An 18,171-nucleotide genomic window follows, 5' to 3' on the forward strand; every position below is an offset into this window, starting at 1 on the left:
GGTGTGCCGTGGTGACGGTGGCGGCACGCGCAGTGATTTCCTGTGTCGGGAGGAGTCCGCCGATGCCGCGGGGGGAGATCGACGAGGCCTGGATCGAGGAGGCGGTGCGGGGCTACCGCCGGATCGAGTCCCTCCAGGCCGAGTTCGACCAGGCGGTGTCGACCGTCGAGGTCACCGTCCGCTCGCCCGACGGGCTGGTCGAGGTGGTGGTCACCGCCGGCGGGCGGATCACCGACGTCCGGTTCCTCGGCCCGCTGCACGCCCGCAGTCCCCGTGACGTCGCCAGCTCGGTGCGGGCGGCGGTCACCGCGGCGGCCGACGCCGCCGAGTGGGCCCGGGAGAAGCTGCACAACGAGACCTTCGCCGCCTACCGGCCCCTGGCGGGAGCCTGAGATGGAGAGCCTGCGCGCCCTCGCCGCCCGGCTCGACGAGGCGAGCGAGACCATGACCGTCGTGGCCCGCACGGCCACCGCCGGCGACCCGGCGCAGGCCGCGTTCGGCGTCGAGGCCCCCGGCCGGCCCGGTGAGATCGGGCGGGCTCTGCACCGGCAGTGGACCACCGCCACCGGGGACCGCGCCCGGGAGGCGCACGGCGCCGCCCAGCGGCTGGCCGCCACGGCGGCGGCGCTGCGGGCCGCCGCCGACCACTACGCCGACGTCGACCGCGCCGCGCGCCACCGGCTCACCGGGGGGGCGTGATGGACGCGTTGGACCGGCTCGCCGAGCCCGGCCTCGACCTGCTCCGCCGGGTCGACACGCTGCTCGCCGCAGGCGCCCCGGAGGGCCACCGCGTCTGGCCGCTGCTGCGCCGGATGCGGGTGCTTCCCGGCGAGGCCGTCCGGCACTTCCTCGACCTGCATCCGGCACCGCTGGCCGCCGCCGGCCGCGCCACGCGCCGCCTGATGCCGGGCTACGACGACGTCTGCGCCGCGCTCACCGACCCGGTGCTCTGGTCCGGCCCGGCCGCGTCGTCGTACGGGCAGGCCCGGGCGGTGCTGCTGCGCCACCTCGACGAGGGGCCGGACAGCCTGGTCGGCCGGCTCGAGTCGACGGCCGGATACGCCGACGCGCTCGCCGACTGGGTGGAGGGCAGCCGGCTCGCGCTGGCCCGGGCCCTGGCCGACGTCGTCCGTTCCGCCGAGGCGGTGCGCGTGGTCGCCGCGATGGCCGCGCCCGGCGGCGGGCGGGGGCACGGGGAGGCCGCGGGGCCGGGCGCGACCGAGGCCGCCGAGATCGCCGCCCGGGTGCTGGCAGTGCTCAGCGTCGCGTACGACGGAGCCGAGACCCTGCTGCGACAGTGGGCGCCGAGCCTCGCCGAGTCCCGCTGGCGGGCGCCGGCGGCCGAACGCCCCCGCTACGACACCCCCACCAGGGTCGGCTGGTGAGGCACAGATGTCGATGGCTGCGTACCGTAGCCGGACGGCGACTACGGCGCCGCGCCGCGCGTCGTAGGGTGTGAGGCATGGGCATGCTCTGCGCGGTCAGCTTCCAGCGGTACGGGCGCCTCTACTACCTGGATCCGGGCGAGCTGCGCCCCCAGGTCGGCGACAAGGTGCTGGTGCCGACCGACGACGGCCCCGAGGTGGCCGAGTGCGTCTGGGCGGCCCAGTGGGTCACCGAGGAGACGGAGGGCTTCCCCCGGGTCGCCGGCCTGGCGGGCGACGAGGACCTGCGCCGCGACGAAGGGCTGCGCCGCCGCAAGGCGGAGGCCAAGGTCGCGGCGAAGCGGCTCATCCGGGAGCACGGCCTGCCGATGAAGGTGGTCGCCATCGACCACGTGCTCGTCGCCGCCGAGGGCGGCGGGGAACGGAGCACCATCTACTTCACCGCACCGCACCGGGTGGACTTCCGCGCGCTGGTCCGGGACCTCGGCGCCACCCTGCACTGCCGGGTGGAGCTGCGTCAGCTCTCCGCCCGGGACTCGGCGCGGGTGCAGGGCGGCATCGGCTCCTGCGGCCGGGACCTCTGCTGCGCCACCTTCCTCAACGACTTCGAGCCGGTCACCATCCGGATGGCGAAGGACCAGGACCTGCCGCTCAACCCGCTGCGCATCTCCGGCGCCTGCGGCCGGTTGATGTGCTGCCTCAAATACGAGCACCCGCTCTACCAGCGGTTCCAGGAGTCGGCCCCGGCGGTCGGCGCCCGGGTGTCGACGCCGGAGGGCGACGGCCGGGTGGTCGGCCACAGCGTCCCGAGGGACGCCGTCACGGTGCGGCTGGACGCCGACGGCTCCCGCTGCTCCTGCTCCCGCGCCTCGGTCTGCGCCCCCCGCCAATCCCACGACCGCCACTACAACCCCTAACCCCACCGCGCGGTTGATCATGAAGTTATTGCCAATTTCTGCCGGCGTGTCGGGCAATAACTTCATGATCAACCGGGACTGTCGTTAGGTGAGGGTCGTGGGGGGTTCGGCCAGGCGGGGGCGCAGCGGGTGTTTCGGGGTCAGCCAGGAGGAGGCGGGGGACCGGTCGGGGTTGATCTGCCAGTCACGGGCTGTCCGGTCGACGGCGATCGGGTAGATCGTCAGGGTGCCGTCGGGGTCGATGCGCAGCCGTAGGAACGACTTGGCGTCCTCGATGCCCTGGCCGGCGAAGAGCTCGTTGACATTAACCCCGAAGGCGCCGGCCACCAGCAGGTACGCGGCCACCAGCTGGCTCGCCACCAGCCCGCTCGCCGGGCCGTAGAGCACCGCCGCGGCGACGGCCGGCAGCGGCCACGGCCAGTCGTAGAAGGGCAGGGCCAGCCAGGCCCAGGTGCCGGCGGCGGCCAGCCCGATCTGGGCCAGCCCGTGGCCCACGCCGAGGATCCAGTGCCGGGCGTGCCGCTTGCCGCCGGAGCTGGGTGGCTTGGCGAAGAACCCGGCCCCGAGCATCGTGACGATCAGCATCGCCACCAGCGGCACGCTGAACAGCCGCTGATCGGTGCCCTCCGGGTTGCTGGCGACGCCGGCCATCGACAGCATCAGCAGCGTGTGCAGGGTGCCCAGCAGGGTGGCGAAGCCCGGGTTGCGCAGCGGCAGGCGGGGGAAGATCCCCCAGCCGTACCGTCGGGAACGGGCGGCGTCCGGGTAGCGGCCCGCCAACTCGTACGGGTGGGAGGCGCTGGCCCGCCGGGCGAGGGTGTCGCGCGGCGGGACCTCGATCCGTTCGGGTAGATGGTGCGTCGGGTAGAGGTACGCGCCGCCGCCCCCACAGGTGATCAACTGTCGGTCCGGGCCGGCGTAGCGGGCGTAGTGGTGCAGGTCGCCGGAGATGAGCAGCCGCACCTGCGCCCCGGTGGGCGCGACGATCGTACGGATGAAGTAGTCCACCGAGTCGTACGCCGTGGGATGGTCGACGGCCTTGACCCACGTCGGGGCCGGCACGGCCAGGATCACCCGGCTCTGCGGGCCGAGCCGCTCGGCCACCCGGTCGAAGTAGGTGAGCTGGGGATCGTCCAGGTATGAACCGGACTGGTCGTCGAGGCCCAGCAGCCACCAGCCGGCCGGCAACTCGGCCGCGAAGTACGAGCGGGACTGCCCCGTCTCCCAGCCGCCGAAGTGCCGGTCGCGGGAGCGGACGAAGAGCCGCAGGAAGGCCGTCAGCCCGTCGTACCAGTCGTGGTTGCCGGGGACCGCGAAGAGCGTGGGCCGCTCGGGCGGGGTGACCGGCAGCGCGGCCTGGTAGGGCCCCTTGCACCGGTCCTCGTACGCCTCGAAGGCCGCCGACGGGTAGACCTGGTCGCCGCCCATCACCAGGGTCTGCGCCCGGGGCAGCCGGTGGCCGTCGACCTCCAGCTCGGGCTGGGCGAGCAGGTACGCGACGGAGTAGGTGGCGTTGAAACCGTCGCCCAGGTCGGCCACGTAGTCCAACCAGAGGCCGCCGTCCGGCCCGACCTGCCGCGCGATGCCCCCGTCGAGGGAGTTCTGCAGCTCCCGCTTGTCGAGGTACGCCCCGAAGAGCATCGCCAGCAGCGTACGGATGCCCGTGCTGATCAGCAGGAACGGCGCGAGCCACGGCACGGGCTTGCGCGGGGTGAAGCCCAGTTCCCGGGGATCGAGGCTGCGTGGCCGGCGTGCCGACCGACCGCCGGCCGCCTCGCTTCCGTGCGGGCCTGCCGCGGCGCCGTCCTGCGGATCCAGGTGGGGGGCCCGATCGTCGCTCACCCGCGGCAGCGTAGTCCCGACCGGCGGCGATCGCTGTCCGGGAGTCGACGGTTCGGGGGTGGATGTCCGGTCCTCGGGGCCGGGGGGTGATCCCGTTCGGCCGCGGGGCGGGTCGTGCCGTACACTTTACGATCGTTGCCGCCTTAGCTCAGTCGGCTAGAGCGACGCACTCGTAATGCGTAGGTCGACGGTTCGATTCCGTCAGGCGGCTCAGGGTGAGGCCCTGACCAGCATCAGCGCTGGTCAGGGCCTCGTTTTCATCGATACAGTTTCGAATCGCCCCCCGAAAACCCCCACAAACGCCTACCCGCGATCAGGTTCAGCGCACCTACCAGCGGGGGTGCAGGGGCTACTTGGCCCGGCGCTTAGCCTACGATCTTGAGGCTCAGAGCCCGTCTCTGGACTTGCCCCAAGCTGTTCGAGGATGTCGGAGCTGTCCGGGGCGAGGGCGGGCTTGACGATGCAGTGCTTGTTGGTGACCTGCTCGGTGGCGTGCCCAAGCTGCGCGGCGGCGCGGGCTTGCCTCCACTGGCGGCGCACGTTCTGCGGTGACAGCCAGGTGCCGCGCCGGGAGGCGAAGATCGCGTCGTAAGGGTTGTCGGCGGCGTTGAGTTTGCGACCCATCAGCATCCCGACCGCGAACCGAGGCAGGACGACCGATCGGAAACCGGCGTCGGTCTTGGTCCTGTCGGAAGAAGCCCTTGCCCTTGAGGTCGACGGTTCGATTCCGTCAGGCGGCTCGGTGGGCGAATGACCCTGGTCGCTAAGTCTGACCAGGGTCATTCTGTTTTTTGGTCGCAGGCCACCCGGCGGCCAGAGCTGGGCGGCGTGAGTCGCCGCTTCCTCGCAACCGCGGCGGGCTCGGGTGACGGTCAGCGGCCCCGACGTCAGTCCTTGGTGCTGACCGCGCCACCCCGGACGCCGACGTGCCTCCCAGGTAGATCACGGCCCCGCCGCTGGCGATGATCCGGAGCGTTGCGGCAACCGGCGCCAATCGTCAGGCCACCGTGACAGTCACGAGCGCTTCGACCTGCCGGAAGCGTTCGTCGATATCCGCCGGGGTGTCACCGGTGATCACGACGAATCCGGGCCTGGTGGAGGAGCTCACGACCGGTGGCACCGTATCGCCCACCGCGAGGTCGAAGGAGACCTCATGCACCCATTCTTGTTCGGCGATCTCGGCGAGGCCGGTGATGGTCTCGATCTTCCCGGGCGGGACTTCCAGGAACTTGATCGCCGCGTACCTACCGAAGTGCCGCGCGGGTTCGACGGCGATTCCCAGGTGCGCCGCCACCACTTCGAGGAACATGTCTCGCCCCGTCGCGAGCCGGAACAGGTCGGTGATCCGGTCGCCGCCGGGCCGGGCGTGGCTCTCGATGACGCGTGGTCCGTCGGTCCCGAGGATGAATTCGGTGTGGGCGAGCCCGGTCCTCATCCCGATGGCGTCCAGGACATCGGCAGCGGCTTCGCGCAACTCTTTGTGCGGACCACCCGGTGCAGGGTGGACGTGTGCCGTCTCCACGAAACCGGGAGCACCGGTGGTCGACTTGCGGGTGACGCCCAGGATTTCATGCCGGCCTTCCCGGCTGATCGACTCGACGCTGAACTCGGGGCCCTCTACGAACTCCTCGGCAACCAGTCCCGTGCCGTAGTCCAGCCGGCTGGCCCCATGCTGCACGTGGTCGAGATCCGTCAGAAGGTGCACACCTTCGCTGCCCACGCCGGAGCGCGGCTTGACGATGAACGGCATGCCTAGGGCGGCGGCGGCATTCAGCAGGTCCGCTTCGTCGGCGCAGACCCGCTGCTCCACGACGGGCAGGCGCGAAGCTGCCAGCCGACGCCGGAAGAGCACCTTGTCCGTGGTGAGGCGAACCTGCTCCGGTGCTGGCCCGCTGATGCCCAAGCGCTGAGCCAGGGCGGCTGCGACGGCCACCGACGTCTCCCCGAAACCGAGCACGACCGAGGGCTCCCACTGCGCCAAGGCGGTCGTCGTGGCCTCGAATGCTGCGGGGTCGTCCCAGGGCACGTGCAGCGTCTCCGCATGAGCGTCCTGCTCGACGGTTTCGGAGCGGATGGCGACGCACCGCACCGCGAGGGCCCGAAGCGCTTCGATGACGGTCGGGCGAGGCTCGATGAGCGCAACGACGGGACGGGGATTCATGAGCGGGCCTCGGCAATCCGATCGGGCGTACCGTGGCGCTGGCCAAGGACGAACAGGGTGGTGGCGGCGGCGATCAGTGCGGCGACCCCCCACCAGTAGGTGTGAGTGAGATCGTGGGAGCCGGCCAGGGCGAACAGGGTGGATCCGAGCGCACTCCCCGACACGCTCCCCGCCGCGTCACCAAGGCTGAGCAGGCCGACGTACCGCCCGCCGCCCTGCGGTGGTGAAATCCTGCCGATGACGTCGTCCACCGAGCTGCTGTAGAAGATCTCAGCCGTGGAGAACAGGACGATGAAGACGGCCAAGACCCAGACCGAGACGCCCATCGCGAGCACCGCGAAGGCAGCGCTCATCGAGACCATTCCCAGCTTGACAAGGTATGAGGAGGAACGCCGGGAGGACAGCCCTCGGATGACCGGGTACTCGAGGGCGAGCACGATGACGGCATTGGCGACGAACAGCGCCGAGAGGACCGCCTCGGTGCCGGTGTCATGGACGATGGCCAAGGCGACCGTGGTGTTCAGCTGCGAATACCCGAACCAGAACGTGAATGCGGCGAGGAGCAGCGTGATGGTGCGCCGATCCTTCAGGAGGAGGAAGGCCGACGGCTGGGGAGCCTCGGTCACCCTGGGATCGCGGGGTAGCCGCGTCGTACGCGCGCCGGCGCGGAACGACCGACGCGACAGCAAAAGCAACACGCCAATCTGGGTTGCCATGGCGGCGAGGCATACCCATCGGAAGTCCGCCGCGAGGAGCAACGTACCGAAGGGAGGGCCCAGGATGGCCGCCCCGTTGACCGCGGCTCCCCGCAGGGCGAGGCTGCGCTGACGGATCGCGGGATCCTGCCCGATGAACTCCACCCGGATTGGCAGGGTCACCAGGCAACCACCGACGCCGATCATGGCGCACACCGTGAGCAGGCCGACGAAGCCGTCCAGCGTGGCCAGCCCGGCGAACGCAGCTACCCGCACGAGGAGGCCGCCGGTGAGCACATATTGAGTGCCGAACCGGTCGACCAGGACCCCGGCCAGGTGGCCGAGCCCTTGCTGCCCGCAGAGAAGCACCGCGACGCAAATGCCGGCCTGACCGACGCTGAGACCCGAGCGAGTCAGTGACACGGCCAGGAACGGCATGAACATGAAGGTCGTCACGCCGGTGAGGAACACGGCCACCAGCAGCGTCTTGAGCCTCAGCGGGAACACGGCCCAATCCGCGGCGAGCAGGTTACGTGCCATCGTCCACCGGAGCCCAGATCATGCGGGGCAGGAGGAACGCCTCCAGTTCCTGGAGCCGCAGCAGAGCTGACGCGTGTTCCTCGGCATGGAACACCACGCACACGACGTGATCATTCGAGTGGCGGCTCGCGGGGATCGCCTTCCCGACGGCCCGCCGGAAGGTGTACCTGTCCACCCAGTCGAAGGGCAGCTCTGCCGGCGCGTCCCGCAGGAACCCGCCCGGCGACGGCACGATCAGGGACGAATAGACCCTGCCGGCGAACTCTGGGCGCTGTGGCAGGGACAGACCGCAGGACGCCCGGAAGGAGGCGGCGACGAGATCGAAGCCGTAGGTCCGCTGGACGAGCTCCGGAATCTGCGCCCCGCCGACCCGGCAGGCGATCTCGCAGAACACCAGTCGGTCGTCCGGCGTGCGCACCACTTCCAGGTGGTAGGCCGCGGACTCCGGCGCGGGCATGACGTCGAGCAGCGCGCGAAGGAAGCCGCCCAACCGCCGGGTGATGGGTGCGTCCGGCTCGATCAGGACGTGCGCCAGCGGCGACCCGTGCAGGAACTGCAACGGTGGCAAGCTGTAGCGCGCTGCGGAGACGAACTCGATGTCGGGTGTCACCAAGGCATCGACGTGGTAGATGTCGCCCTCGACGAACTGCTCGATCTCCATTTCGTACGCCCACGCCTGCGCGGACACCGTGGTCAAGTCCTGCGGCCGTCGGAGCACCTGGATGCCGCGAGAACCGCCCTGGTCCACCGGCTTCAGGATGAGCGGGAAGCCGTACTTGTCAGCAAAGCTCTCCACGTCCGCCCGCGACGCCGCTCGTGCATACGCCGGGACCTCGACGGCGAGTCGCGCGGCATCCTTCATGGCGACTTTGTCCCGAAAAGCCAGGGCCGACGCGGCTGACTGGCCGCGGATGCCCCACTCGTCGCGCAGTTGCCCGCACCGTACGATCTCGTACTCGTTATCCGTGATCACGGCGGAGAAGGGCTGCTCGGCGTGCAGAGCGTGGGCCCGCTCCGCGCCGAGCGGCAGCTTCTCCAGGTCGTCGATCTGCTCGTAGTGGGCCAGCCCGACGACATTGGCCAGCGGCTCCTGGGAGAGCACCACGATCTGGCCGGCCAGCTCCGGAAGCATCGACGCGTAGTCGTTGTCGCCGTCGTAGTTCAGGGCGAGAACCCGGCCCGCCACGTCGCCGCCCGTCTCACGCATAGTCGTGGAAGAGCTTGTCGGTCGGCTTGGGCTCGTACAGCACATGCTCGGGCTTCCAACTGTCCAAGGTACGGGTGTAGTCGGTGGCCGCCTCGACGAGGAACTGCGCGAAGTCGGGCAGAACCGGAGGCTCGTTACTCGGGCACGTGTTCACCTCGAAGATCCGAAGCGTTCCCGTCGCCTGGTCCTCGACCACGTCGACGCCAGACATGCGCGCACCGACGGAACGGGACGCCCGGGCGGCGATCTCCATGAGCTCCGGGGTCAAGTTGCACGGAGCCATGGAGCCACCGGCGCTGAAGTTCGTGATCCACTGTCCTTCGGGCGCGTAGCGGTAGTGCGCGTAGACCGGCTCGTAGTTGAGGCAGTACACGCGGATGTCGCGGCCGGGATTGTCGACGAACGGCACGATGTAGTAGTGCTCGTCGGGTGCCAGGGATGGAGCAACCTTGGCGAGTTGCTCCATGGACTCGATCTTCTGCAAGCCGTTGCCGCCGAAACCAACGATCGGCTTCAGCACCAGCGGGAAACTCTGGCTCCGCGCCCACGTCAGCAGCGTTTCGCCGTCCCGGCCACTCAACACCCGCAGGTGCGGTACACCGGCGGCGTGCAGCATCACGCTGTTGAGGTACTTGTTCTGGCCGCAGAACAGGGTTCGCGCGGTGTTGAGGACGGGGACGCCCATACGCTCGAACGCCTCGAGTTGGTACATACCCCGGTAGAGGATGTCCTCGTAAACCCAGCCCACGACGAGGTCGGGAGAGATTTCCTCACCCTTGAAGAAGAACCGCGCGCCGTCCTCGGTGAGTTCCGTGACGAGTTCGTCTGGATGCACCCGCTCGATATCGGCGCCGCGGCGGCGCACTTCCGGGAAGAGGACGGCGTGGTCCGTCTCGTCGTAGTCGTTGCCCAGGAGAATGATGAGGGGTCGGTTCGTCACAGCTCGACTTCCTTGAGGTGCCGGTGAACAGTAGGTCCAGCGCTCGGTGAGCCCAGTTTCTCGGCCAGCTTCTCGTCGTAGTTGGCACAGTCGCGAGCGGGGTCGGCGGACAGCGGGGTTGCCTTCTGTGCACGCTCACGCCACGCTTCGAGGCTGGTCACGGTGCTGAAGGCCTTGGACTTCATCCATTCGTCGCTGAAGGCCGTGTGCAGATAGCGTTCGCCTCGGTCACTGGCGAGAAAGGCGACGCGCGAGGTGGCGGGCAGGCTCATGGCGATGTTCGTCGCCACCAGGTAGGCCGCACCCGTGGACGGTCCCGCTAGGATTCCTTCGTTGCGCGCGAGCACTCGGCAACCGACGAAGGTGTCTTCGTCCTGCACCATGTAGACCTTGTCGATCCGGCCGAGGTCGTCGAGGTTCGCCGGGGTCCAACTCAGACCGACGCCGGGCGTCAGGTAGGCATGCGGTTCTCCGCCAAAGACGGTGGAGCCAGCGATGTCGACGCCGACGACTTCCACCTCCGGCGCGACCTGCTTGACATACCGGGAGATGCCGCCCAGTTGGCCTCCGGTGCTGACCGTGCAGACGATCGCCGCCAGATTATCGCCGGCCTGACCGAGGAGTTCGGGTCCGGTCGTCAGATAGTGCGCCTCGCCGTTCTTGAGGTTGAAGCACTGGTCCGGGCGGAACGAGTTCGAGATCCCCCGGTGCAGATCATTCGCGAGAGCGATGCGTGTTTTGTGGTAAGACCCGGAGTCGTCGCGCTCATGAACCACGATGACTTCCGCGCCATATGCCTGCAGGAGCCCGAGGTTCGTCTCTGTGATCTTGGGGTCGACGACCGCGATCACCCGATAGCCCCGGTTCGCGCCGATCATGGCCAGGGCGACGCCGAAATTGCCGGAAGACGACTCGATCAGTGTCCCGCCGCGTCGGAGCGCTCCGGTTCGCTCGGCTTCCCTGACGATATGCCATGCCGAACGGTCCTTGAGGCTTCCGCCGGGGTTGACCGACTCCAGCTTGGCCACCATGCGGGCGTCACCCGGTCGTGGTGTCCGGCCCAGGAGCACGCTGGGTGTTCCGTTGATCGTCTCCACAAGATTCGTTGCGGGTGCGGGCCGCGACATCTGCGCGCCCTCCGCTTCGGGTTCCTCTCCCCGGCGGTTCGCCATGGCATGCGGAATCCTTGAGTGCAGCATTCTTTCCCCCGTACATTCGCTTCGCCCTGCGAGTGAGTTTCTGTGCCTTACTTGACCGCCGCCACGGCGGCATCGGAGCCGCCTCGCCAGACGGTGCCGGCCTCCTGGAAGCCCGCATCGCGCAGAGCCTTGAGGTGCCAGGTCACCGGCGGCGCCCACTCAGGACTGTGGCCGTCGGGATAGATTTCCTTGCGCTTTTCGGCCAGGGGTGCGAGATCCGGATCCTCGCCGACCCGTGACCACCATTCGCGCCACGACAACGCCGCGCCGGTTGCGTACCACGCTGCCCTCACCGCCTCCGCCCTGTTTTCCATCTTCTCGGAGAGTCGCGGCAGAGCAGGATCGGGCATGTAGTCCACGTTGACGAAGAGGCCGCCCGGCCGGAGGATTTCCCGGATTTCGGCGTACACCTCAGCGAGACGACCTTCGCTGAGCCAATGCAGCGCTGTGCTGCTGAGGACGGCGTCGTATTCCTGGTGCGGCAATGTGGCCCGCCATTCGCGCTCGTTGAGATCCGCCGAGACGATGGCCGCGCGTTCGCCGAGTGAAGCAGTCGCCAGGGCCAGCAGAACGGGATCGAGGTCCAGCAGAGTCACCCGAGCGTGCGGAAGCCGCGCCAGCGCCCGCAGGCTGATTGTGCCGGTGCCACCCGCCAGATCGAGTAGTCGAGGCTCCGCCGATTCCACCGCCGCCTCGACGGCGTCGAGCACTCGGGCGATGCGTTGCTCGCGGTCGGGCATAAAGGACTCTTGCTGCCGATCCCAACTGTCCTGCCAGGCGCGAGCATGATCGTTTGAAGTACTCATCGATGGCAAGCTAGATCAGGGAACGATCATAGTCAACCCCCGCTTGGAAGTCGAGGAGCTGGCTGACACCTCACTGGCTCCCGATAAATTTCGCTCATCGTTGCGCTTCCGCATGCCGGCATCGCTGTCGTTTTTCCCAGGTTTCGACGTCTCCATCAAGCCCGGTTGCGGGACAACTGGTGGTGGGCGTGTCCCCGTGGGCCGTGGTGGATTGTCCGGACCTGCCAGCAGGATCAGTTCCCCATTCACCCCTCGCCAGCCACTGTAAAGAGTCCACGTCAGTTACTGACGTGGCGACCGAAGGCTGGTATCAGCAGCTCAAGGGTTGATTCTGACCGCCAATGACAAGTAGTGGCGCCCGCCGGCCTCTACCTCGGCGGGCCGCCACCATCGACGGTACCCTCTGTCATTGTCGAAGGCCGCCCGTTTGCGGGGTGTCGACAGCGAACAGGGCCATCCGGTGGGGCCGGCTTCTCACTCGTCCCAGTCGGAGGGGCTGAGGATCTGCCGGCCGCCGCCCGCCGCGCACGCCAAGATCACAGGGTTCGAGTGCGTAGGTCGACGGTTCGATTCCGTCAGGCGGCTCAGAGTGATGCCCTGACCAGCGGAGACGCAGGTCAGGGCCTCATTTTCATTGATGAAGATTTCAGTCACCTCCCGAAAGCTCCCCCGGTTCGGACCAATTTGGCCGCTCTACGAAGAGCTGGTCGGGGCAGGCTCGCTCCGAGCGAGGACGCCAACGTCAGCGCCACGGCCGCGGCTAAGCGCATCGTCGTCGGCATGGTGCGGATCGGTGCCGCAGATGATCCATACGCCGCTTAGCGTGCTGTCGCTGCCTCCTTCACCTTGCGGTCGAGACCCAACAAGGTCACCTCCCGGGTATCACCAAACCGCACTCATAGGCGTACACGACGAGTTGAGCTCGGTCGCGTGCCGCCAGCTTGAACAGCAGCCGGCTCACGTGGGTCTTCACCGTGTTGAGGCTGACCATGAAGTGATCGGCGATTTCCGCATTCGACTGGCCCGCCGCGACTTGGACCAGCACCTCACGTTCGCGCTCGGTCAGTTCGTCGAGCCCGTCCGGCGCGGTCACCGACATGTTCCGGCCGGAGTTGCCTCGCACGAACTCCGCGACCAGCCGGGTGGTCACCCGTGGGGTCAGCAGCGCCTCTCCGCCAGCGACGATCCGGATGGCGCTGAGCAGGTCCTCCGGTGGTGTGTCCTTGAGGACGAAACCGCTCGCTCCGGCGCGCAGCGCCGCGAAGACGTGCTCGTCCTCCCCGAACGTCGTGACCATCAGTACGCGGGCGTCGATGCTGTCGTCGTCTGCGATGTGCCGGGTGGCTTCGAGGCCGTCCATGACCGGCATGCGGATATCCATGAGCAGGACGTCCGGCTGCAGCGTGCGGCACTGCCGGACCGCCGTGGCACCGTCGGCGGCCTCGCCGACGACCGTGAGCCCCGGCACGGTTTCCAGAAGCACCCGGAATCCGGCTCGTACCAGCGCTTCGTCGTCCACCACCAGAACCCGGATCGGTGCAGGCCCGCCACCGGTCTCAGCCACGGCGCCGCACCCCGCTCTGGTCAGCGTGCTCCGTGCCGTCCTTCGGCGGCAGCGGGAAAGAAACACAGACGGCAAAACCGCCGTCCGGACGCGGCCCCGCCGCCACGGTGCCCTCGTACAACGCGACACGGTTCCGCATCCCGGCCAGGCCGTGCCCGGCACCCGGCCCGGCCGGGGGCACACCGGCGATCGGAACGTCGTTGAGCACCGAGATGGTCAACCCCTGCGGCCCGCGTTCGACTTCGACGGATGTCGGCACCCGGCCTGCGTGGCGTACCACGTTCGTCAGCGCCTCCCGCACGACGCGATAGGCCGACTCTGCCACCGGTGGCGGTGCACCGGCGTCCTCGGCCAGCGCAAGCGAGATCGGATAACCGGCGCAGCGCAGATCGTCGACCAACGACCGGATGTGGGCGAGGGTCGGTCGCTCGACGGCCGGGCCGGCTGTCAGCGGATGGCCCGCGCCCACCGGCTCGCCGGGACCGTCCCGCAAGGAGTGCAGCACCGCGCGCAGCTCGTCCAGAGCGCTCCGGCTGGCGGTCTCGATCGCCGACAGGGCGACCAGCGCCTCGTCCGGCCGCTGCTTGAGCACCATCCGGGCCACACCGGACCGCACCGCGATCATGCTCAGCGTGTGCGACACGATGTCGTGGACGTCGGCCGACACCCGCACTCGTTCCTCGGCGCGGACCCGACGCTCGGCCTCCCGCGTCCGCTCTTCGGCCTCGATACGCAGCCGGCGTTCCGCCTGCCGGCGGGTACCGAATGCGTATCCGATCAACCAGGCGGGAACCGCGAGCATCAGTTGGATCGCGTTCTGTCCGGTGGCCGGATGCAACTGCATCGCGGTCACTTCGGCCACGGTGACCAGCCCGACCGCGGCCGCGGCGACTCGCAGCGACATGGCGCGCGGGAGCCGGTCGGCCACGGTCAGCACCGCAATGCCGAGCGCCGGGCCGGCGTTGCTCTGGAACACAGTGAAACCGACATCGGTCAGCGCCGCCACCACGAGGACCAGCGACACCGTGACGAGTACCGGCACCGGGGCCACCCGGCGCACTGACAACGGTACGGCCGCAGCAGCACCGAGCACCACGATCGCCGCCGTTGGGCCATGTCCGGACCCGCGGATCAGCACCGGCAGCGTTAACAGCCCGAACGATCCGAGCGCGAGAGCGATGTCGAGCAGGTCGGGCGATGGCAGATCGGTCCGGCGCAATCGCATGTGGATCACGTTAGCGAGGCGTATCGATCACGGCGTCATGCTCCAGAATGAGGAGGCGACCTCCGAGTGACGTTTCGGATCATGCGGGAGCATGACGCCCGGACCGGGAGGGCCGGCGGAGCGTAAGGGCCATGACAAACCACCGGCTGCAGTTGTCCCGTCCCGCCGTCATCACCGCGACCGTTTTCGCCCTTGCCGGACTGGTCAGCGGCGTCGTGGTGTATCTCAACCGCTCCGAACAGCTCGAACAGCAGGTGCCAGGTACCGAGGCGTGGCTTCCACATCTGGCCGTCCTCGCCGTCGTGGCAATCTGGTTCGTGGTGGCATCCCGCCGGAGCCCGCTCGGCTGGAAAGTGATATTCGCGCCGCTCGGCCGCCCGATCGCGGCCCGGGTCACGGCGACATTCCGGTCCCGCTTCGACGTTCTGAGCCCGCTGCGCTACCTGGCCGTCGCCTTCCTCGTCCTGCTCGAGGTGTACATGGCATGGCGCATCGGAGAACAGGTCTTCGCCGGGCTGGACCCCAACTTCACCCGCAACGCATGGGGCGGTCCGTCCTACCTCGGGGCGATGTTCTGCCACTACCTCGACGGCGCCCTGCTGTACCCGATCTGCCACGTCCTCCTCCGGTGGACCACCGTTCGCGTCCCTCAGGTACCCGCCGTCGGTTGATGAACCTTCCAACGAGCCAGGCCTCCCTTAATTGGAAGCCCCTTGGTTCTGTTCAGTGATGAGGGGCTCGACGTTCGATTGGCCCGGCTGCGGTGCCGGTGGGTGGACCGGTCGCCCATGCCCGCGGCGGCTGTTGTCTCGGTTTCCCGCCCGATGGCCCCCGTTTACCCCCCGAAAATCCCTGCCAAGGGTCAACTATTAGTGACAGGCGTTGATAGGTCAACGACCTCGCCTGCGCAGGTCAGCGGTAGATTTTGATGATCAATGACATACTCCGGACCGTGACATTCGGTAAGCGTAGGTTGACGGTTCGATTCCGTCAGGCGGCTCGGCACGCAAGCCCAGGTCATCGGCCTGGGCTTCGCCGTTTCCGAGGTCGCCCGCAGCGCCGCCGGTCGCCCGCAGCGCCGCCGCCTCGCCGGTCCTGGCGGTCGGATCATGCGGACGCGGGGGTCTCCTGTCGTCCGGCGCGTCGCCTGGCGGCGGTCTTGGCGATGACCAGCAGCCCGGGCAACGCCCCGAGCAGCCAGATCGCCGCCAACGGCCAGTGGATCATTGCGCCGACCACGCCGCGGACATCGGGCGTCTCCCAGACGACGTAGGACGCCTCCTCATCGGAGGAGCGGCAGGCCAGCGAGTAGGTGCCGGGGCCGGGCACGTCGAACGAGGCGACCCAGGCGTACGAGGCGGCGTCGGTGCCGTAGCCACCGGGTGCGATCGTGACCAACTCCGCCGGCTGACCGGCCACCGCGCCGCCGGTGACCCGGCAGTCAGGGTTCTGCGGCGCGAAGCCCACCGCCAGGATCGCGTACCGGCCTGCCGCTGGCAGGGCCACCATCCCCGGCCCGGTGGCTGTCGCGGCGTACGGCCCTACATCGCCGTAGCCGAGTACGTCGTAACGGCTCGTGCTGCCCTCGGCGCCCAGCTGCACAGTCGTCTGGGCGAGCAGAGCGCCCAGCACGGCGACGATCCCGCCGACGAGGTGACCGTGGCGATGGGCCAGTCGCCCGCGGCGCACCTTGCCCAGTCCGACGAGGTGGCCGACCGCCCCGCCGGCGACCGCCAGCAGGACGCCGCCGAGCAGGGTGTCCGGCCAGTCGACCGCGCCCTGTAACGGGACGACCCACCGGTAGGCGGCCAGGGTGGCCACCAGGAAGACCGCACCGATCAGCGTCGCCGCGCCGACGGCCGTGAGAAAGGCCGGAAGGGTACGCCGCTGGCCGGTGTGCCAGGTCCACCTCGCGGCCACCGTGGCGGAGAGCACGGGCAGCGCTCCCAGGACCCACCAGAGCGCCGCCGACACGTCCTGGCGTTCCTCCCAGCGGTGGGTGGCCTCGAAGAACATCAACGGGGCCGGCAGGGTCGCCGCGATCCATGCCGCCACTCCCAGCGGGCCTGGGATGGCCCGTTCCACCGCCCGCCAGGCTGCCGGTTCCATCCACCGATGATGCCTGTGTCGTCCACGGGTCTCCAGCCGCAACTCCGGCGGCGACGCCCGGGGGCCCGGGGTCCGCGTCTGGTCCGCAAATGGCGGGTGGACGGTCGGATTTCCGTCCGCCGACGACGCGCACCCGTCCGCGATGGTATTGATCAGAGCATCCGTCGACGGGTTCTTGGCCTTGATCGGAAACTGCGCCGTTCGCTGCCCGGTCCCGTAGGAGCAGGATGTCCGAAGAACCAGCGAGTGATACTTGGTCTATTTGCTGAGGTTGATGCGTATCGGGCTTGCGGGTGACTCGTGGCATTGAGGTCGAACGTTGGCTTAGCCACGTGCGGGAGGACGTAATGAAGTCTGACATGGGAGCGCAGACGCTCACCAACCTGACCAAGGGCACGTAGGGTTCGTCGGATGATCTCGGGGCGCTGATCAAGCAGTTGATCGCTGCGGCTGAGCCGTTGCAGGGAAACTTCAACGGCGCGGGGCGGGTGGCATTCGACTCGTTCAAGGCGAACGCCGACTCGATCACCGCCGCCCTCAACTCCGCACTCGGGGCGATCCTGGGGGGCCAGAGCGGAATGGACTCCGCGTTCGGTCAGGGCGACACCGAGATGGCCGACAACGCCTCGTCGACGGCGGGCACCGCCAACTTCGACGCGGCCAGGTTCTCGAGCGGCCGTTGACCCGGGAGGGAGTGACAGTCATGAGCACAGACCGACGCAGTTTCGACACGGGCACGTCACAGCAGGTCCAGGGCGACCTGGCGGGCATCGTGGCCCGGCTGGAGGCCGTGATCTCCCAGCGCGGCGCCGACGTCTCGGCCGCCATGGCGGACTTCCAGGCCGACGGCGTCTCGGACGAGTATCGGGCCGTCGAGGACCGGTGGAACCGTGCGGCTGTGTTTTCGGACGCGCTCACCGCCACGCCTCACGACTCGACCGGTCGTCACCCCGCCGGGCCGCGTTGGCGTAGCGCTCCCGGCCCGACGAGCGACACGTGCGGTCCTGCCCGCAGCGGGGCCGGCGGGACTCAGTGGCGGAGCTCGCCCTCCAGCAGCCCCATCATGATCATGTCGTGCCACCGGCCGTCACGGCGGAACGCCTCGCGGGCCCGGCCCTCCTCGACGAAGCCGACCTTCTGGTAGACGTGGATCGCGGCGGCGTTCTCGTCCGCGACCCACAGCGTGATGCGGTGCAGGCGCATCTTGTCGAATCCGTACCGGCAGATCAGGCGAGTGGCCTCGGTGCCGTAGCCGCGCCCCCAGCACTCCTTCTCGCCGATGTAGATGTCCAGCTCCGCGTCGCCCGTCTCGGGCGCCGCGTCGCCCAGCTTGACGAGGCCGATCAGTCGCTTCTCCGCCAGCGTCTCGATGCCGAAGAGGACGTGTTCGTAGGAGTTCCGCTCACGCTGCTCGTACCGGGCGGTGACCTGGGCCAGGGACTCCGGGTACCCGTCGTCGAGCCAGCGCATCACGTCGGGGTCGCTGTGCCACCGCCAGAGGGCTGCTGCGTCGTCCGGCTCCATCGGCCGTAGTCCAACGAGATTGCCAGCGAGCATGTCTGACTCCATCCACTGTCGGAG

At 68.9% G+C, this 18,171-nt stretch carries 18 protein-coding genes, 1 tRNA gene and 1 pseudogene; 7 read left to right on the plus strand and 13 right to left on the minus strand.

Annotated elements, in window-relative coordinates; all coding sequences use genetic code 11:
* The first annotated feature begins 62 nt into the window (after positions 1-62).
* The 4 genes from ACQ452_RS02005 (at position 63) to ACQ452_RS02020 (ending at position 2,302) form a co-directional block, all read left to right on the plus strand.
* Entirely contained in the window at positions 63-392 is a 330-nt protein-coding gene (locus ACQ452_RS02005; RefSeq protein WP_433389312.1) for a YbaB/EbfC family nucleoid-associated protein, read from the plus strand.
* A 1-nt stretch (position 393) separates the two neighbouring features.
* Positions 394-699: a hypothetical protein gene (locus ACQ452_RS02010; RefSeq protein WP_433389313.1), complete on the plus strand. Its 306-nt coding sequence runs from the start codon at positions 394-396 to the stop codon at positions 697-699.
* The gene (locus ACQ452_RS02015; RefSeq protein ID WP_433389314.1) at positions 699-1,385 is read left to right on the plus strand and encodes a hypothetical protein; all 687 of its coding nucleotides are present in this window, start codon (positions 699-701) and stop codon (positions 1,383-1,385) included. The genes ACQ452_RS02010 and ACQ452_RS02015 overlap by 1 nt, the downstream gene beginning before the upstream one ends.
* 77 nt (positions 1,386-1,462) lie before the next feature.
* Positions 1,463-2,302 carry a PSP1 domain-containing protein gene (locus ACQ452_RS02020; protein ID WP_433389315.1) on the plus strand — a complete coding sequence of 280 codons (840 nt, stop codon included), beginning with the start codon at positions 1,463-1,465 and terminating at the stop codon, positions 2,300-2,302.
* Between the two features lie 84 nt (positions 2,303-2,386).
* On the opposite strand, the gene ACQ452_RS02025 is transcribed toward ACQ452_RS02020, so the two are convergent.
* Entirely contained in the window at positions 2,387-4,144 is a 1,758-nt protein-coding gene (locus ACQ452_RS02025) for a metallophosphoesterase family protein (RefSeq protein ID WP_433389316.1), read from the minus strand.
* A gap of 137 nt (positions 4,145-4,281) precedes the next feature.
* Here ACQ452_RS02025 and ACQ452_RS02030 point away from each other — a divergent pair.
* Positions 4,282-4,355, plus strand: a tRNA-Thr gene (locus ACQ452_RS02030).
* Between the two features lie 92 nt (positions 4,356-4,447).
* On the opposite strand, the pseudogene ACQ452_RS02035 reads toward ACQ452_RS02030, so the two are convergent.
* The 10 genes and pseudogenes from ACQ452_RS02035 to ACQ452_RS02080 all read right to left on the minus strand — a co-directional run.
* Positions 4,448-4,856 (minus strand): annotated as a pseudogene (locus ACQ452_RS02035) (hypothetical protein); the annotation flags it as partial.
* A 285-nt stretch (positions 4,857-5,141) separates the two neighbouring features.
* The gene (locus ACQ452_RS02040; protein ID WP_433389317.1) at positions 5,142-6,305 is read right to left on the minus strand and encodes an ATP-grasp domain-containing protein; all 1,164 of its coding nucleotides are present in this window, start codon (positions 6,303-6,305) and stop codon (positions 5,142-5,144) included.
* Positions 6,302-7,540 carry an MFS transporter gene (locus ACQ452_RS02045; protein ID WP_433389318.1) on the minus strand — a complete coding sequence of 413 codons (1,239 nt, stop codon included), beginning with the start codon at positions 7,538-7,540 and terminating at the stop codon, positions 6,302-6,304. The genes ACQ452_RS02040 and ACQ452_RS02045 overlap by 4 nt, the downstream gene beginning before the upstream one ends.
* Positions 7,530-8,747 carry an ATP-grasp domain-containing protein gene (locus tag ACQ452_RS02050; protein WP_433389319.1) on the minus strand — a complete coding sequence of 406 codons (1,218 nt, stop codon included), beginning with the start codon at positions 8,745-8,747 and terminating at the stop codon, positions 7,530-7,532. The genes ACQ452_RS02045 and ACQ452_RS02050 overlap by 11 nt, the downstream gene beginning before the upstream one ends.
* Positions 8,740-9,687 (minus strand): ATP-grasp domain-containing protein, encoded by a 948-nt coding sequence (locus tag ACQ452_RS02055; RefSeq protein WP_433389320.1) that lies wholly within the window; start codon positions 9,685-9,687, stop codon positions 8,740-8,742. The genes ACQ452_RS02050 and ACQ452_RS02055 overlap by 8 nt, the downstream gene beginning before the upstream one ends.
* Positions 9,684-10,859, minus strand: coding sequence for a PLP-dependent cysteine synthase family protein (locus tag ACQ452_RS02060; protein ID WP_433389321.1), 1,176 nt, complete (start codon positions 10,857-10,859; stop codon positions 9,684-9,686). Before ACQ452_RS02060 ends, ACQ452_RS02055 begins: the two co-directional genes overlap by 4 nt.
* Positions 10,860-10,933: 74 nt before the next feature.
* A complete protein-coding gene (locus ACQ452_RS02065) occupies positions 10,934-11,692 on the minus strand; it encodes a class I SAM-dependent methyltransferase (protein ID WP_433389322.1) in 759 nt (252 codons plus the stop codon).
* A gap of 474 nt (positions 11,693-12,166) precedes the next feature.
* Entirely contained in the window at positions 12,167-12,346 is a 180-nt protein-coding gene (locus ACQ452_RS02070; RefSeq protein ID WP_433389323.1) for a hypothetical protein, read from the minus strand.
* Between the two features lie 214 nt (positions 12,347-12,560).
* Positions 12,561-13,256, minus strand: a complete 696-nt coding sequence (locus tag ACQ452_RS02075; protein ID WP_433389324.1) for a response regulator — start codon at positions 13,254-13,256, stop codon at positions 12,561-12,563.
* Positions 13,249-14,481 (minus strand): sensor histidine kinase, encoded by a 1,233-nt coding sequence (locus ACQ452_RS02080; protein ID WP_433389325.1) that lies wholly within the window; start codon positions 14,479-14,481, stop codon positions 13,249-13,251. Before ACQ452_RS02080 ends, ACQ452_RS02075 begins: the two co-directional genes overlap by 8 nt.
* 131 nt (positions 14,482-14,612) lie before the next feature.
* Here ACQ452_RS02080 and ACQ452_RS02085 point away from each other — a divergent pair, with 131 nt between their 5' ends.
* Positions 14,613-15,152, plus strand: a complete 540-nt coding sequence (locus ACQ452_RS02085; RefSeq protein WP_433389326.1) for a hypothetical protein — start codon at positions 14,613-14,615, stop codon at positions 15,150-15,152.
* A 436-nt stretch (positions 15,153-15,588) separates the two neighbouring features.
* Here ACQ452_RS02085 and ACQ452_RS02090 read toward each other — a convergent pair whose 3' ends face one another.
* Complete coding sequence (locus tag ACQ452_RS02090) at positions 15,589-16,590, minus strand: hypothetical protein (protein ID WP_433389327.1); 1,002 nt, start codon at positions 16,588-16,590, stop codon at positions 15,589-15,591.
* 437 nt (positions 16,591-17,027) lie between these two features.
* Between ACQ452_RS02090 and ACQ452_RS02095 the strand changes: the two genes are divergently transcribed.
* A complete protein-coding gene (locus ACQ452_RS02095) occupies positions 17,028-17,273 on the plus strand; it encodes a hypothetical protein (protein WP_433389328.1) in 246 nt (81 codons plus the stop codon).
* A gap of 346 nt (positions 17,274-17,619) precedes the next feature.
* Here ACQ452_RS02095 and ACQ452_RS02100 read toward each other — a convergent pair whose 3' ends face one another.
* The gene (locus ACQ452_RS02100) at positions 17,620-18,147 is read right to left on the minus strand and encodes a GNAT family N-acetyltransferase (RefSeq protein ID WP_433389329.1); all 528 of its coding nucleotides are present in this window, start codon (positions 18,145-18,147) and stop codon (positions 17,620-17,622) included.
* Positions 18,148-18,171 lie beyond the last annotated feature (24 nt).

The organism is Micromonospora sp. KLBMP9576 (assembly GCF_050941805.1).
Lineage (GTDB): Bacteria > Actinomycetota > Actinomycetes > Mycobacteriales > Micromonosporaceae > Micromonospora.